The sequence below is a fragment of the Dasania marina DSM 21967 genome, from assembly GCF_000373485.1.
In the GTDB taxonomy this organism is placed as follows: Bacteria; Pseudomonadota; Gammaproteobacteria; order Pseudomonadales; family Dasaniaceae; genus Dasania; species Dasania marina.
Genome location: NZ_KB891586.1, coordinates 272,497 through 288,631, shown reverse-complemented (window position 1 = coordinate 288,631; position 16,135 = coordinate 272,497). Strand labels below are relative to the sequence as shown.

Sequence of the window (16,135 nt, the reverse complement as noted above, 5' to 3'; positions counted from 1 at the left end):
ATGATACTATCCGCGCAATAAAAATCATTTAAGGACAGAAATGCATATCCATATTTTGGGTATCTGCGGCACCTTTATGGGCGGCTTAGCCATTTTGGCCCGCCAGCTAGGCCATACCGTTTCTGGCTCAGATGCCAATGTTTACCCGCCCATGAGTACCCAACTGCAAGAGCAGGGTATTAGCTTAACCGAGGGCTACGATCCGGCCCAGTTAGATCCCGCCCCCGATTTGGTGGTGGTGGGTAATGCCATGTCCAGAGGTAACCCCGCGATAGAATACATGCTGGCGCAGGGGCTTAAATACACGTCTGGCCCGCAGTGGTTATCCGAACATTTATTACAAGATCGTTGGGTGTTGGCCTGTGCCGGAACCCATGGCAAAACCAGTACCGCCAGTATGCTGGCGTGGATTTTAGACTACGCCAAGATGAGCCCCGGGTATTTAATTGGTGGCGTACCTGCTGATTTTGGCGTGTCGGCGCGTTTAGGGGAGTCGCCTTTTTTTGTTATAGAGGCTGATGAATACGACTGTGCCTTTTTTGATAAGCGTTCTAAATTTATTCATTACCGGCCGCGCACGGCGGTGCTGAACAATTTAGAGTTTGATCACGCCGATATCTTCGATGACCTAGCCGCTATACAAAAACAATTTCATCATCTCATCCGCACCATAGCCAGTAATGGCCAGGTGATACTGCCGGCGCATACCGAGAGCTTGGAAGCGGTATTAAAGCAGGGTCTATGGTCAGAGCGGGTCTATACCTCAGCGACCTCGACGGGTAAGGCTTTAGATAAAGGTTGGTCGGCTTCACTGCAACAGCCTGACGGCAGCGTGTTTAATGTGCTGTTGGATAACGAATTGGCGGCGACTGTTAATTGGGCGCACAGCGGCCAACATAATGTTGCCAACGCTTTATCGGCGATGGCGGCTGCTAGGCATGTAGGCGTTAGCCCCGACATAGCCGCGCAAGCGCTTAGCCGGTTTCAGGGTGTGAAACGGCGTATGGAATTATTAGCCGAGGTTAACGGGATTGCCGTTTACGATGACTTTGCGCATCACCCCACCGCAATTGCTACGACTTTAGCGGGATTGCGCGCCAAGGTGGGCCAGCAAAAAATCACCGCCATCATAGAGCCACGCTCAAATACTATGCGTATGGGTGCGCATTTAGCCAAATTAGCCAATGCCACCCAGCAGGCCGACCGTGTTATTTGGTATCAGCCTCCGGGCTTAGACTGGAGCCTTGAGTCGGTAGTAGCAGCCAGTCAGGGTAGGGCCAGCGTGAATCAAAATATAGATCATATTATTACTGAGGTCGTTAATAGCGTGCAGCCTGGTGAGCAAATTGTGATTATGAGCAATGGTGGCTTTGCTGGCATACATCAAAAATTAGTCAGCGCTTTACAGCAATAAAATAACTTCTATGGTTTTTTAAGGATAGTGACAGGCATGCAACAGCGTCTATTTTCGGTTTATCAACGGCTAATACTACAGCGGCCTTTAGTCACACTGTTAGTTACCTTGGCGGTGCTGCTGTGGTTTTGCAGCCACATACCCAATTTTAAATTGGATGCCTCAGCCGACTCGCTGGTATTAGAAGGTGATAAAGATTTAGAGTTTTTTCGGGAAGTTAATAAACGCTATGGTGCCGATGACTATTTAGTCGTCACCTATACGCCCGAGCAGGATTTATTATCCGATGCGGTATTGGCGCAATTGGATGCACTGCAAAAGGATTTAGCGAATCTGGCCAAGATTACCTCCGTGGTTAGCATTTTAGATGTGCCGCTATTGCAAAGTCCGCCGGCCACCTTAGAGGGTATTGCCAACGGTCAAGGCATCATGAACCTGCGCATGCCAGAGTTAGATAGAGAGTTAGCCCGTAAAGAGCTTACCACTAGCCCTATTTATAAAAATCTATTAACCAGTCAGGATAGCAAAACCACAGCCCTGCAAGTCAATATAGAGCGCGATGAGCGTTATTTTACCCTGCTTAATGCGCGGGATGATCTGCGCGTGCTCTCTTACAAGCCGGGCTTTACAGAAGCACAACAGCTGCAATTAGAGCAAGCAGAGCAAACGTTTAGAGACTACGCAGTTATTTTTAATGACCAGCAGGCGCAAATGGTGGCTAACGTGCGGGCAGTGCTGGATCGCTATAGGGGAAATGCGCAATTATTTTTAGGCGGCGTACCTATGATAGCCGTAGACATGATTGCCTTTGTCAAAAGCGACTTGGTGGTCTTTGGCAGCGGCATTATGTTGTTTATTATTTTTATTATGGCGGTTATTTTTAAACGCCCTGGTTGGGTAATCGTGCCTTTGGCGACCTGTTTCGCCACAGTGGTGTTTATGTTGGGGTTGATTACCTGGCTGGATTGGCGCATGACGGTGATCTCATCCAATTTTGTAGCCCTGCTATTAATTATTACTCTATCCATCACCATACATTTAATTGTTCGCTACCGTGAGCTGCTGCATGCCTATCCCGATGACAGCCAGCAGCAGTTAGTCGCAAAAACTACCCAGTTTATGGCTAGGCCCTGTTTGTATACCACACTCACGACCAACGTGGCCTTTGCTTCGCTAGTAGTTAGTGGCATACGGCCTGTGATCGATTTTGGTTGGATGATGACAGTGGGGGTGAGCACCGCCTTGATACTCTCTTTTGTGTTACTACCGGCGATTATGCTGTTAATGAAAAAACCGGTATTAAGCAAGGCTAAAACTGATGAAGACACTCACGATGCAGGCTTGACCTTGTGGTTTGCCAAAATAACCGAGCATCATAAAGCCAAAGTATTACTAGCCTCAATGCTCTTGGCAGGCTTAAGTGCTTGGGGGGTAAGCCAATTAAAAGTGGAAAATCGTTTTATCGATTACTTTAAAAAATCCACTGAAATTTATCAGGGCATGGAGATTATTGATGAGCAATTGGGCGGCACTATTCCGCTAGAGATTATTATTGATGCGGAGGATAGTGGGCCTATATTTGCCGGCACTGAAGATGCTAGTTCACAAGATCAAGCCGAGGCCTTAAGTGATGATGGCTTTGAGGAGAGCTTTGAAGATGATTTTTTTGCCGATGATGTCGGTTTTGGCGGCGACAGTGCTGCTGCCGAGAGTGCCAGCACTTGGTTTACCCGCGCAGGTTTGGCGCGCATAGAGCAGGCGCATGATTATATTGATGGCCTGCCTGAAACCGGCAAGGTCATGTCATTAGCGACCACCGGTAAAATGCTAGAGCTATTGGCACCCGGTTACGATGATATACAGCTGGCATTAATCCAGCAAAAATTACCCGAGGATGTACAAAATTTACTCATTACCCCTTATCTAAGTGAAGAGATAGACCAAGCTAGAATCAGCATACGGGTAAAAGAAACCAGTCGCAGTTTGCAGCGCGATGAATTAATGAAAGAGATAAAGTCGCACCTCGTTAACGAACTGGGTTTTGCCGAGGATAAGGTGCGCCTAAGTGGCATGCTGGTGCTGTATAACAATATGCTGCAAAGCTTGTTTCGCTCGCAAATACTCACTCTGGGTGCGGTGTTTTTGGGTATTATGCTGATGTTTGTGGTGTTGTTTCGCTCTATGACTATGGCGCTGCTGGCCATAGCCCCCAACTTATTAGCGGCTAGCTTAGTTCTAGGCGGCATGGGCCTTATTGGTATACCGCTGGATATTATGACGGTGACTATCGCTGCCATTACCATCGGTATAGGGGTGGATGACACCATCCATTATGTACACCGTTTTAAAGATGAGTTTGCCAAAGATCGCAACTATATGGCCACCATGTATCGCTGTCATGCGTCTACTGGCCAAGCCATGTATTACACCTCGGTGACTATAGTGTTAGGTTTTTCAATATTGGCCTTGTCTAACTTTAAACCCAGTATTTATTTTGGCTTGCTAACGGCCTCGGCCATGTTTGCTGCCTTAATGGGCGCGCTATTACTATTGCCGCAGCTGATTATCACCTTTAAGCCCTTGGGCGCGGAAGCCGAACAAAAACCGTGAATGCGCTAGTCGTGATGGGGGAGGGATAATGGAGTGTCGCTTAGGTTGTGGCGCCTGTTGCATAGCCCCCTCTATCAACACACCTATACCCGGTATGCCTCAGGGCAAACCCGCCGGCGTGCGCTGTATACAGTTGGATGAAAATAATCTCTGTAAGCTGTTTGGCCAGTCACAGCGCCCCGCGCTCTGTGACCAGTTTCAGGCCGATGCCAGCGTATGTGGTGATAACCGCGAACAGGCATTACACTTAATAGCAGTATTAGAGTTAGCGACGCAGTCTTAAACCCAGTAATCGGGGCAGTTTATGGAGAATATTCCATTATTCCCGTTAAAAGCGGTGTTATTCCCACGGGGGCGCATGCCCTTACAAATATTCGAGCCTCGTTATTTAGAGTTGGTAAAGGATAGCCTCAAAACCAATAGTGGCTTTGGGGTGACTTGGTTGCGTCAGGGTTCTGAGGTCAGTGTGGCCAGCCAGCAGCAAGGTACTAAGCTGGCCGATGTGGGCACTTATGCGCAGATAGTGGATTGGCATGCGCTAGATAATGGTCTGTTAGTCGTGGTTATAGAGGGCCAAAAAAAATTCCGTATACAGCGGGCCGAGCAGCGGGTAAATCAACTCTGGCGGGCCGAGGTCACATGGATAGAGCCAGAGCCCATCATACCTATACCCCAGCACAGTGCTGAATTAAAAAACCTATTGGCGCAATTAATAGAGCATCCGCATATAGCCAGTTTGGAGATAGATAGCGACCTTAACGATGTTGAGAGCCTAAGCTGTGTGCTGGCGCAGCTGCTACCGATAGATGAGTCAGTTAAATACTCGTTGTTAACCTCAGATTCACTCACCCGCTTAGAAGGCTTAATGGATTTGTTGGCTGGCATGGAATGATTGCCGCAAGCAGCCCTGCTCATTGCAATATAGTGATTATTTCCTCTAGCTCATCAGGTATAATGGCGCTCAAATTTTGAGTTGGGCTAGTAATAGCCGGATAACACCATAGGTTGAGTTAGCAATGGACGTAAAGTCATACATGGTTGAGTTAGGCCAGCAGGCGCGAGCAGCATCACGCGTGATGGCCGCCGCCGATACCGGACTAAAAAATACCGCTTTGCTGGCCACCGCCAAAGCGCTGGCTAATGCTCGCGATAGCCTGTTAGCCGCCAATGCTATTGATATGGAAAATGGTCGCAGCAATAATTTAGATGCCGCCTTACTAGACAGGCTAGAGCTTAGCTCTGAGCGTATAGACGACATGATAGAAGGCCTACAGCAGGTGGCCTCGTTACGTGACCCCATAGGCGAGATGAGCGAGGTTAGCTATCGCCCATCCGGCATACAAGTAGGCAAAATGCGGGTGCCTTTAGGTGTGATAGGTATTATTTACGAGTCGCGCCCCAATGTAACAGTAGAAGCGGCCAGCCTCTGTATTAAATCGGGCAACGCCACCATTCTGCGCGGTGGTTCTGAAGCAATAGAATCTAACCAAGCCATCGCTAACTGTATTAAGCAGGGCTTAGTCGAGGCCGGTTTACCTGAAACCGCGGTGCAAGTTGTTAGCACCACCGACCGGGCGGCTGTAGGCGAGCTAATTACCATGGCCGAATATGTGGATGTGATAGTGCCCCGTGGTGGCAAAGGTTTAATTGAGCGCGTAGCGCGCGATGCCAAGGTTGCGGTGATCAAGCATTTAGACGGTATCTGCCATGTTTACATCGATAAGGCTGCCGATTTAGACAAGGCTTACAATATCGCCCTTAATTCCAAAACGCACCGCTACGGCACCTGCAATACCATGGAAACGTTATTGGTACACGCGGCCGTAGCCGAGCAAATATTGCCGTTGCTGTCGCAGGGCTACCAGCAGAAAGAAGTGGAGTTGCGCGGCTGCGAAAAAACACGCGCTATATTACCCGAAGCTTTAGTTGCCACTGAGCAAGATTGGAGTAGCGAATACCTAGCGCCTATATTGGCCATCAAAATAGTCGCTAGTTTAGATGAGGCGATAGCGCATATAAATCATTATGGCTCACACCATACCGATTCTATTATTAGCGAAGACTACAGCAGTGGCCGCCGTTTTATGCGTGAAGTGGATTCCAGCTCGGTGATGATTAATGCCTCTACTCGTTTTGCCGATGGCTTTGAATACGGTTTGGGTGCTGAAATAGGCATTTCTACCGATAAAATTCACGCCCGTGGGCCAGTGGGTTTAGAGGGCCTAACCTCGCAAAAGTATGTCGTATTTGGTGATGGCCATATACGTCAATAATGCCTAGCGAGCCGTCTGTTTTGACTAATCCACAAGCTGTGATTGCTTTATTGGGCGGTACTTTCGACCCCATACACCTTGGCCACCTGCGTTCGGCGCAAGAGCTAAAGGAGGTGTTGGCGGCCGATGAGTTGAAATTTATCCCCTGTCATAGGCCGCCACACAGGGCCAGCCCCGGGGTGAGTAGCCAGCAGCGCTTGGCCATGGTAGAGCTGGCTATAGCGGGCTTGGACGGGCTTAGTGTTGATGATCGTGAGCTACAACGCGATCAACTATCCTATACCATCGACACGCTTATAGCGCTGCGCCGCGAATACGGTGAGCAGGTGGTGTTGTGTTGGCTAATGGGCGTGGATGCCTTTAACCACTTGGATAGCTGGCATCGTTGGCAGGAGCTGCTGGACTATGCCCACATTATTGTGATGGCCAGGCCAGAGGCTAGCCTAGTGACGCAAGGGCCTGTGGCAGAGCTGTTAGCGCGGCACAAGGTGGCGTCACCGTCACAATTATTGCAACAAGCTTCAGGGCGGGTGTTACTGCAAACGCTCACCCCTTACCCTATATCAGCTACCGCCATACGGCAGGCGCTGAGCCAGGGCCAGCCGGTAAGTCAGTACTTACCGGATACCGTTTTAGACTATATAGAGCAGCATCAGCTGTACCGCAGCGAGTGAACTTATTCGCCATGCTGCTTATACCCACAACAGGAAAGAACAACCATGAAGTTTACTGCCGAAACCATTAAAGACGCCGCCTTTGAAGCCTTGGATGACCTTAAGGGCAAAGACATCGTCAGCTTGGATGTGCAAGGCCTAACCAACGTTACTGACTATATGCTGGTGTGTACCGGCAGCTCGAGTCGCCACGTAAAATCGTTGGCCGATAATGTTTACCTCGAGCTGAAAAAACAAGGCCTACAAGCGCTAAGCGTAGAAGGCAATAGTGGTTCTGACTGGGTACTTGTCGATTTTGGCGACGTAGTAGTACACGTGATGTTAGAAGAAGCGCGCAACTTTTATGAACTGGAAAAACTCTGGTCTGTGCCGGCTTAATGCGTTTACGGATTATTGCCGTAGGCACCAAAATGCCCAGCTGGGTAGCGCAGGGTGTACATGAATACCAAAAGCGCCTGCCCCCTGAGCTCAAGCTAGAGTTTAAAGAGCTGCCTTTGGGTAAGCGCGGTAAAGGCGCCGATATACAGCGCGCCATACACAGCGAAGGCCAGCATATGCTGGCGGCCATAGGTAAGGGTGATACCGTGGTGGCGTTGGACGTGCTGGGTAAGGCCTGGAGCACCGAACAGCTGGCCGCCGAGCTTAGCGACTGGCAGCAAAGCGGTAGCAACATCAGCTTATTAATAGGTGGGCCCGATGGTTTGGCGCCGGAGTGCCTAGCCTTAGCGCAAAAAAAATGGTCTTTATCGGCCCTCACTATGCCTCACCCCTTGGTACGTATATTATTAGCCGAGCAACTTTATAGGGCGTGGACTATCAATGGTAACCACCCTTATCATCGATAGCTTGGTTTACTCCGTCAATGAACATAACAATAACAACTTGGCTGTAGTGCATGTCACCACGCGTTAGCATCAAAGATCCGTACACCGAGAAGCGTATCTATGCCGCTAGGTTGGTGGTGGTGTTATTGGCAGTGGCGGCGATGTTGTTGCTGCTGGCCGGGCGTTATTTTTCCTTGCAGGTGCTGGATCACGATATCTATCGCACCCAGTCCGACCGCAACCGGGTACAGTTGCAAGCCATCCCTCCTAAGCGTGGGCTAATCTACGATCGCAATGGCGTGCTACTGGCTGAAAACATCCCCAGCTACGAACTTACCGTAGTGAAAGAGCAGGTAGGTGATTTAGCTGAAACCTTAACCACGCTGCAATCCATCATCGAGCTTAACGACGAGCACATAGAGAAGTTTCAGCAGTTGTTGGCTCGCCGCCGGGCTTATCAAGCCATAACCTTAAAAACGCAGCTTAACGAGCAGGAAATTGCCGCCATAGCGGTCAATCGCTATCGTCTACCGGGTGTGGATGTGGATGCGAGGCTGAGCCGTTATTACCCGCAAGGCGAATACTTTGCCCATGTATTGGGTTATGTAGGGCGTATTAATGAGCGCGAGCAGGCGGTGATTGATGAGGTGAATTACAGTGGCAGCCAATATATAGGCAAAATTGGCTTAGAGAAATACTACGAGGAGTTGCTGCATGGCAAGGTGGGCTACCAAAACGTAGAAACCAATGCCCGTGGCCGGGTGCTCAGAGTGTTAGAGCGACAAGACCCTGAGCCCGGTGTCGATATTTACCTGCACCTAGATGCCCATGTGCAACAAGTGGCTCACGATGCCTTAGCGGGTGAACGCGGTGCCGTTGTCGCTATAGACCCGCGCAATGGCGGTATTCTCGCGATGGTAAGTACCCCCAGTTTTGATCCCAATTTATTTGTTAACGGCATTAGCAACAACGATTATGGGCAATTGCGTGACTCCTTAGATCTGCCCTTATTTAACCGCGCTCTGCAAGGGCAGTACCCTCCGGGCTCTACTATTAAACCTATCTTTGGTTTGGCAGGCTTGCACTACAAGGTGATTACCCCCAGCACAAAAGTACGCGATCCCGGTTGGTACCAACTGCCCAATGATGATCGCTTATACCGCGACTGGACCTGGAAAACGCGTAAGCGTGGCCACGGTGAGTATGTGCAGTTGGAGCAGGCGATTACGGAGTCCTGCGATACCTATTTTTGGGATTTGTCCTATCGGTTGGGTATAGATCGCATCCATGATTTTGCTCAGCCCTTTGGTTTAGGCAGTAAGGTGGAGGTCGATAACACCAATGAGCGCGAAGGTTTATTGCCCTCAAGAACCTGGAAGCGGCAAATGAAACGGCTGCCTTGGTTCCCCGGTGAAACTTTAAACGTAGGTATAGGTCAAGGGTACATGTTGGTAACACCCTTGCAATTGGCCTCGGCATTTAGCGCTGTGGCCAATCGTGGCCAAAACTTTGTGCCGCGGCTACTGCGCCAGCAGGGTGATCAGTTACAGGCCGCTGAAGAGAAACCTTATATAGACGTTGAGCCTCAGCACTGGCAGTCGGTGGTGCAGGCGATGGCCCAGGTGATTGACAACATACGCGGTTCAGGCCACAGCATACGTCGCGGCGCCCGTTTTAGTATGGCGGGTAAAACCGGTACCTCGCAGGTAATCGGTATAGCGCAGGGTGAGGAATATGACGCGGATCAAATTTTACGACGGCAGCGCGATCATGCCTTATTTGTAGGCTTCGCGCCCGTTGATAAGCCCAAAATTGTGGTGGCCGTGATTATAGAGAATGGTGAGAAAAGTAGTCTTGCCGCCGCTGTGGTGAGAAAAGTTTTTGATGCCTGGTTAATTGATCAGGGCATGCTCAATAACGCGTCCAGCGATACGGTGAAAATAGAGGTGGCTAATGAGTCATAGCGATTTTGTGCGACAAATGCCTGGCGCTGGCTCCGAGCTGGTACGTCGCAACAGCATTTGGCAGCGCCTACATATAGACCCCACCCTACTGCTGTTATTGTTAGTGTTAACAGCGGCTGGACTGTTTGTTTTATACAGTGCCAGCGGCCAAGATATGAGTGTGATATACAAGCAGGGGCGCTTTTTTATGCTGGCCTATGCGGTGATGTTTATTATTGCCCAGTTTGATGTGGAGCGTATCAAGCGGCTGGCGCCAGCGGCCTATGTGGCCTGTGTGATTTTGCTAATTTTAGTCCCGTTTTTTGGTGTGGGCGCAAAAGGTGCGCAGCGTTGGTTAAGCTTGGGCGGCCTTCGTTTTCAGCCCGCCGAATTAATGAAAGTGGTGCTACCTATGGCAGCGGCTTGGTATTTTTCTAAGCGGGTATTGCCGCCCAGTTTGCGTCATGTACTGATTAGCTTAATCATTGTTGTCGTGCCTACCTTGTTAATCGCAAAACAGCCAGACTTGGGGACCTCTATCTTAATTGCCACCTCGGGTTTATTCGTGTTGTTTTTCGCGGGTATACGTTGGTCCTATATAGCCAGTGCTCTAGGATTATTAGTGATGGCTGCGTATCCGATGTGGCATTTTGTATTACACGACTATCAAAAGCAGCGCATACTCACTATGTTAAATCCCGAAAGCGACAAATTAGGGGCGGGTTGGAATATTATTCAATCCAAAACCGCGATAGGTTCGGGCGGCTTTGATGGCAAGGGTTGGTTGAATGGCACTCAGTCACAATTGGATTTTTTACCGGAAAGTCACACCGATTTTATTATTGCTGTGCTTGCAGAAGAATTAGGCTTAAAAGGCGTGTTGATATTAATAGGCCTATATTTGCTGATTATTGGCCGCGGCTTGTGGATAGGATATAAAGCACAGCACTGTTTTGGCCGTTTATTAGCGGGCAGTATTACCCTGACTTTTTTTGTTTATGTGTTTGTAAATATGGGCATGGTGTCGGGTTTGTTGCCAGTGGTGGGGGTGCCTTTGCCTTTGGTTAGCCAAGGAGGCACCTCGGTAGTGAGCTTGATGGTGGGCTTTGGTTTGTTAATGGCCATCAGTACAGAAAAAAGAATTATCGATCAATAAAATGTTAGTAAAAGTTTAAACCAGTTCCTATCGGCGCAGTGTTGCTGTGTTATGCTGACGCCACGATAGTGACAGTAAGCTCTTAGTGTAGGTGTACTCCGTGGGTAAAAAAATGCGCAAAAAAACCGTTGTTAAAATAGCTATATCGGCCATGGTTTTATGCCTTAGCGCGAGTTTGCAGGCTAATTATAAAAACCATGAACAGGCGCAGGTTTTTGTGCAGCGTATGGTTAGTGAGCACGGTTTTGATAAAGCCTATGTCAATGATCTGTTATCCAAGGCAGAGCGCAAACAATCTATTTTGGATGCGATCTCGCGACCAGCTGAAAAAGTGTTGACCTGGAAAGACTACCGCAAGATTTTTTTAGATGAGAGTCGCATTGCGCAAGGTCGTGAGTTTTTGCAAGAGTACAAAGTACCCCTAGCTAGAGCTGAGCAACAGTTTGGTGTGCCCGCGAATATTATCGCCGCCATCATCGGGGTAGAAACCCGTTACGGCCATCATAAAGGTAAGCACCGAGTATTGGACGCCTTGGCCACCCTAGCTTTTGATTACCCGCCTCGCAGTACGTTTTTTACCTCTGAACTAGAGCAATATTTATTACTGGTTAAAGAGCAGGGCTTTAAAGCTGAAGAGTTAATGGGTTCCTATGCTGGTGCCATGGGCTTTGGCCAATTTATTTCCAGCAGCTACCGCCATTACGCGGTGGATTTTGATGGCGATGACGTTGCCGATATTATTAATAACCCTATCGATGCCATAGGTAGTGTTGCCAATTATTTTAACAAGCATGGTTGGCGAGCGGGCGAGGCGGTGACAGTGACGGCCCGCATCAATGATAAAACTAATCGCGAGTTAGCCAATCAGGCATTAAAGCCCACACTGAGTTTGCAGGATTTAGCAACGGGCGGTTACCAGGCTGATTTTAACGTGGCCGCTAATAGCCTAGCTACGGCGATGATTTTACAGGGCGAGCAGGGTGATGAGGCTTGGATAGGTTTTAAAAACTTTTATGTGATTACCCGTTACAACCACAGCGCATTGTATGCGATGGCCGTATTTCAACTCAGTGAAAGTATTAAGTAATCGTGAACATGAAACGTTTTTTTATTGTGGTGATGGCGATCATGCTATCGGCTTGTACGGTGTTTGAGGCTAAAGACAGCGCACCCCCCATACTGTTAAGCTCCGAGCAGGTCAGCGATGCTGTGCCTAAGCGCGAACCGATTACCACCGCTGGTAATCGCAGCCCTTACAAGGTGTTGGGTAAAACCTATCATCTGCTGCCTGGCGTAAAAGGTTATGTGGAGGAAGGTATAGGCTCTTGGTATGGCACCAAGTTTCACGGCAGAAACACGGCTAATGGCGAGGTGTATAGCCTTTATGAAGCCACTGCAGCCCATAAAACTTTACCTATACCCTGCTTTGCTAAAGTCACCAATGTAGAAAACGGTAAACAGATTATTGTTCGGGTTAACGATAGAGGCCCCTTTCACGGCGACAGAATTATCGACTTGTCTTACGCTGCAGCGATTAAGCTGGGTTATGCCCATAAGGGCACGGCTAGGTTGCGGGTAGAGGCTATAGATCCTATGAGCCTGTCTGGCGAGTCAGCGAGCAAGCGCTATTATTTACAGGCAGGCTCCTTTAAAAGCCTGACTTCAGCACAGAATTTTCGCGATACCTTAACCCGAGAAACCGGCGAGGTGGCCAGTGTTATCACCAGTGAAATCCCCGGCTTTTATCGTGTGCTACTGGGCCCTTTTGTAGATTATGCAAGGGTGGAGCAGCTAGATAGCGAGCTGCGCAGCAAGCAGCTGGCTACACCCAGATTGATTAGCGAGTAGCGCAACACGCTGACTTCCGTTACCATCCTGTTACTCCATTCACCTCACCATTCCTAGTGGGTTTATACATATTATTATGAGATATATTGCGTTTCTTTTTTGCCTTGTTACTTTAGCCAGCCTCAGTATGGCCGGGCCAGCTATTATCCCCGCACCGCCGCAGATTGCCGCTTCAGGTTATTTGTTAATAGACGCTAACAGTGGCAAGGTGATCGTAGAAAACAACGCCGATGAGCGTTTACCGCCAGCCAGCTTAACCAAGCTGATGACCAGCTATGTGCTGTCGTACGATTTAAAAAATAATCCCAATGTTAATAATGATGATCAGGTGTTAATCAGTCAGCGTGCCTGGGCACAAAACCCAGTATTTGCCGGTTCCTCGCTCATGTGGATAGAAGTGGGCAAGCAAGTATCCTTAAGTGAGTTACATAAGGGTATAGTGATTTCATCGGGTAACGATGCCAGTGTCGCCGTGGCGGAACACTTGGCCGGCAGCGAAGCAGCTTTTGCTGATGTGATGAACCAGCATGCGCGAATATTAGGCATGGAGAACACCCACTTTGTTAATGCCCATGGCCTGCCAGATCCCGAGCACTACACCACGGCCCGTGACTTGGCGACATTGGCCCAGTCCATTTTAAAATTCCCAGAATCCTACGCCCTGTACAGCCAGCATGACTACACCTACAACAATATACGCACCACCAATCGTAACCGTTTATTGTTTAAAGACCCCAGCGTGGATGGTTTAAAAACCGGCCACACTAGTGAGGCAGGTTATTGCCTAGTGACCTCAGCCAAGCGCAATGATATGCGTTTGATCACGGTAGTGATGGGCGCTAGCAGCGAGTCGGCGAGAGAGCGAGAAACGCAAAAACTGCTATCTTACGGTTTCCGTTATTTTGAAACCCATAAACTTTACGATGCCGGAGCCGTACTGGCCGATAGCAAAGTCTGGGCTGGGAACAGCGACAGCCTAAGCTTAGGCGTGAGTCGCGATATCCACCTGACTATCCCCAGCGGCCAGCAGGATAAGATAAAAGCGGTACTCAATATTGATGAAACTATTAAGGCCCCGGTTACCAAGGGTAAAGTCTATGGTGAGTTGGTGGTGAGTTTAGCGGGTGAAACCCTGCTGCAAGAGCCTTTAGTGGCTTTAGCGTCGGTAGACGAAGGCGGCCTATTCAAGCGCCTGTGGGCAGGTATTGTGTTGTTTTTTAAACAGTTATTAATTTTCTAGGGTAGTACTATAAGCATGGATATGTCGGATATACCCGAAGATCAACGGCCGAAGATAGAATTCCCCTGCCAATACCCGATTAAGGTGTTGGGTGACGCGGCAGAAGATTTTGAGCACTTTGTGCTGGAGTCTATGGCTAAACACGCCGAGCTAGAGCGTGACACGGTGAAAGTAAAAACCAGCGGCAAAGGCAGTTTTCAGTCGGTGACCATTACCATTACTGCCACCGGTGTGACACAGATAGAGGCTATATTTGTCGAATTAAAGGCATCGGGCCGCGTTAAAATGGTTTTGTAAATGGCCTCCGCGGTAGCCCCCAGCCAGCCTTTGGTCGTCAAGCATTTGGGTATAGTGGATTACGTACCGGTGTGGCAGGCCATGAAGGACTTTACCCAGCAGCGAGGGCCAGAAACAGCTGATGAGATTTGGTTGTTACAACATCAGCCGGTATTTACCCAAGGTCAGGCCGGCAAGGCCGAGCATATCTTAGCCCCCGGAGACATACCGGTAGTGCAGGTTGATAGAGGCGGCCAGGTGACTTATCACGGCCCCGGGCAGTTAGTCGCCTATTTGTTAATCGACATTAAGCGCTTGGGTATAGGTGTTAGGCAATTAGTCACGGTGATCGAGCAGGGGCTAGTCACCGTGCTAGCCCAGCAGGGTATAGTCGCCAACCCTAGAACCGATGCCCCCGGTGTGTATGTAGCCTCGGGCGCCAAGATCGCGCAACTAGGCCTGCGGGTGAGCAAGGGCCGCAGTTTTCATGGCCTTAGCCTCAATATAGATATGGATATGCAGCCCTTTGCTCGTATTAACCCCTGTGGTTATGCGGGTATGGCAGTGACGAATATGGCCCAGGAGCTCAACCAGCCCCTAGTCGTAGAGCCTATAGCTGAACAGTTATTGGGCGTATTAATGGCTGATCTTGGGTATAATGCCAGCCAAATCATCTAGAGCGATAACAGCGCTCCCTTACTCTTACTTACATACTCTTAACTTAGTGGTTGCAACGTGTCTGAACAAAATCAAACAAATACAACGGCCAGTGCTCAAAAGGCAGCGCCGAAAAAAGTAGTGCAGGGTGAAAAATTACGCGGTGCCGATAAGATGGCGCGCATCCCGATTAAAGTCATACCTACTGAAGTGACGCTCAAAAAGCCCGACTGGATACGGGCTAAAATGCCGGTGGGTAAAGAAGTCACCCGTATTAAAAATTTATTGCGCAAACATAAGCTGGCCTCCGTGTGCGAAGAGGCTATGTGCCCCAATTTGGGCGAATGCTTTAGCGGCGGTACTGCCACCTTTATGATTATGGGTGAAATCTGCACCCGTCGTTGCCCCTTTTGCGATGTCGCCCACGGCCGCCCCAATGCCTTGGACGAAAACGAGCCTAAAGAGCTTGCCGCCGCCATAGGTGATTTACAGCTTAAATACGTAGTCGTGACTTCGGTAGACCGTGATGATTTGCGCGATGGTGGTGCTCAGCATTTTGCCGACTGTATACGTGAAACCCGCGCTGCCTGCCCCGGTATACGCTTTGAGGCATTAGTGCCCGATTTTCGCGGGCGCATGGATATCGCACTAGATATATTGGCCAAAGATGCTCCCGATGTGTTTAACCACAACCTAGAGTCGGTGCCCAGCCTGTATAAAAAAATACGCCCTGGCTCCGATTATCAGTGGTCGCTGGACCTGCTGAAAAATTTCAAAGTGCGCTGCCCCGATGTGCTGACCAAATCTGGCCTGATGTTAGGTTTGGGTGAAAGCCGCGAAGAACTGATCCAAGTGATGAAAGATATGCGCGCTCATAATGTAGACATGATTACCATGGGCCAGTATTTACAGCCTAGTAAAGATCACTTAGCAGTAGAGCGCTATGTTACCCCCGAAGAGTTTGATGAGTTTGGTGAAATTGCCAAGCAATTAGGCTTTAAGAGTGTGGCCAGTGGCCCTATGGTGAGGTCTTCTTACCACGCCGACAAACAGGTAGATGACAGCCTGTTTAAACAAGCGTAAACAGAGTTTTTCCTACTATTGAATACCGTATTGTAGGTGTTGTCCCCGCTGAGGGGCTGTGCTAGTTTGACCCGTTAGTGGCAGCTAGCACAGCCCTAGTAGCATGCCCCTAGCAGCACAGACACAACACTTGTTAA

Annotated in this window: 16 protein-coding genes; all 16 read left to right on the top strand. The window is 49.2% G+C overall.

All coding sequences use genetic code 11. The annotated features are described in order from the left end of the window. Positions 1 to 40 precede the first annotated feature (40 nt). The 16 genes from mpl (at position 41) to lipA (ending at position 15,998) form a co-directional block, all read left to right on the top strand. The gene (gene mpl / locus B067_RS0114180; RefSeq protein ID WP_019530748.1) at positions 41 to 1,414 is read left to right on the top strand and encodes a UDP-N-acetylmuramate:L-alanyl-gamma-D-glutamyl-meso-diaminopimelate ligase; all 1,374 of its coding nucleotides are present in this window, start codon (positions 41 to 43) and stop codon (positions 1,412 to 1,414) included. A 36-nt stretch (positions 1,415 to 1,450) separates the two neighbouring features. Then, entirely contained in the window at positions 1,451 to 4,024 is a 2,574-nt protein-coding gene (locus B067_RS0114175; protein ID WP_019530747.1) for an MMPL family transporter, read from the top strand. Between the two features lie 28 nt (positions 4,025 to 4,052). Further along, entirely contained in the window at positions 4,053 to 4,307 is a 255-nt protein-coding gene (locus tag B067_RS0114170; protein ID WP_019530746.1) for a YkgJ family cysteine cluster protein, read from the top strand. Between the two features lie 21 nt (positions 4,308 to 4,328). Further along, positions 4,329 to 4,916, top strand: coding sequence for an LON peptidase substrate-binding domain-containing protein (locus B067_RS0114165; RefSeq protein ID WP_026244668.1), 588 nt, complete (start codon positions 4,329 to 4,331; stop codon positions 4,914 to 4,916). Between the two features lie 124 nt (positions 4,917 to 5,040). Continuing rightward, complete coding sequence (locus tag B067_RS0114160) at positions 5,041 to 6,297, top strand: glutamate-5-semialdehyde dehydrogenase (RefSeq protein ID WP_020700311.1); 1,257 nt, start codon at positions 5,041 to 5,043, stop codon at positions 6,295 to 6,297. A 20-nt stretch (positions 6,298 to 6,317) separates the two neighbouring features. Further along, entirely contained in the window at positions 6,318 to 6,971 is a 654-nt protein-coding gene (nadD, locus tag B067_RS0114155; protein WP_026244667.1) for a nicotinate-nucleotide adenylyltransferase, read from the top strand. A 45-nt stretch (positions 6,972 to 7,016) separates the two neighbouring features. Further along, a complete protein-coding gene (rsfS, locus tag B067_RS0114150) occupies positions 7,017 to 7,349 on the top strand; it encodes a ribosome silencing factor (RefSeq protein ID WP_019530742.1) in 333 nt (110 codons plus the stop codon). Further along, complete coding sequence (gene rlmH, locus B067_RS0114145; RefSeq protein ID WP_019530741.1) at positions 7,349 to 7,816, top strand: 23S rRNA (pseudouridine(1915)-N(3))-methyltransferase RlmH; 468 nt, start codon at positions 7,349 to 7,351, stop codon at positions 7,814 to 7,816. Before rsfS ends, rlmH begins: the two co-directional genes overlap by 1 nt. 50 nt (positions 7,817 to 7,866) lie before the next feature. Further along, positions 7,867 to 9,759, top strand: coding sequence for a penicillin-binding protein 2 (gene mrdA, locus B067_RS0114140; protein ID WP_019530740.1), 1,893 nt, complete (start codon positions 7,867 to 7,869; stop codon positions 9,757 to 9,759). Further along, complete coding sequence (rodA, locus tag B067_RS0114135) at positions 9,749 to 10,894, top strand: rod shape-determining protein RodA (protein ID WP_019530739.1); 1,146 nt, start codon at positions 9,749 to 9,751, stop codon at positions 10,892 to 10,894. The genes mrdA and rodA overlap by 11 nt, the downstream gene beginning before the upstream one ends. Before the next feature lie 100 nt (positions 10,895 to 10,994). Next, on the top strand, positions 10,995 to 11,981 hold the full coding sequence (gene mltB, locus B067_RS0114130) for a lytic murein transglycosylase B (protein ID WP_019530738.1): 987 nt from the start codon (positions 10,995 to 10,997) through the stop codon (positions 11,979 to 11,981). Between the two features lie 8 nt (positions 11,982 to 11,989). Continuing rightward, entirely contained in the window at positions 11,990 to 12,742 is a 753-nt protein-coding gene (locus B067_RS22270) for a septal ring lytic transglycosylase RlpA family protein (protein WP_019530737.1), read from the top strand. Positions 12,743 to 12,818: 76 nt separating this feature from the next. Further along, complete coding sequence (locus B067_RS0114120; RefSeq protein WP_035802274.1) at positions 12,819 to 13,982, top strand: D-alanyl-D-alanine carboxypeptidase family protein; 1,164 nt, start codon at positions 12,819 to 12,821, stop codon at positions 13,980 to 13,982. Between the two features lie 21 nt (positions 13,983 to 14,003). Then, on the top strand, positions 14,004 to 14,279 hold the full coding sequence (locus B067_RS0114115) for an HP0495 family protein (RefSeq protein ID WP_026244663.1): 276 nt from the start codon (positions 14,004 to 14,006) through the stop codon (positions 14,277 to 14,279). Continuing rightward, positions 14,280 to 14,936 (top strand): lipoyl(octanoyl) transferase LipB, encoded by a 657-nt coding sequence (lipB, locus tag B067_RS0114110; RefSeq protein ID WP_019530734.1) that lies wholly within the window; start codon positions 14,280 to 14,282, stop codon positions 14,934 to 14,936. It abuts the gene before it with no gap. A 57-nt stretch (positions 14,937 to 14,993) separates the two neighbouring features. Then, entirely contained in the window at positions 14,994 to 15,998 is a 1,005-nt protein-coding gene (lipA, locus tag B067_RS0114105; protein ID WP_019530733.1) for a lipoyl synthase, read from the top strand. Positions 15,999 to 16,135 lie beyond the last annotated feature (137 nt).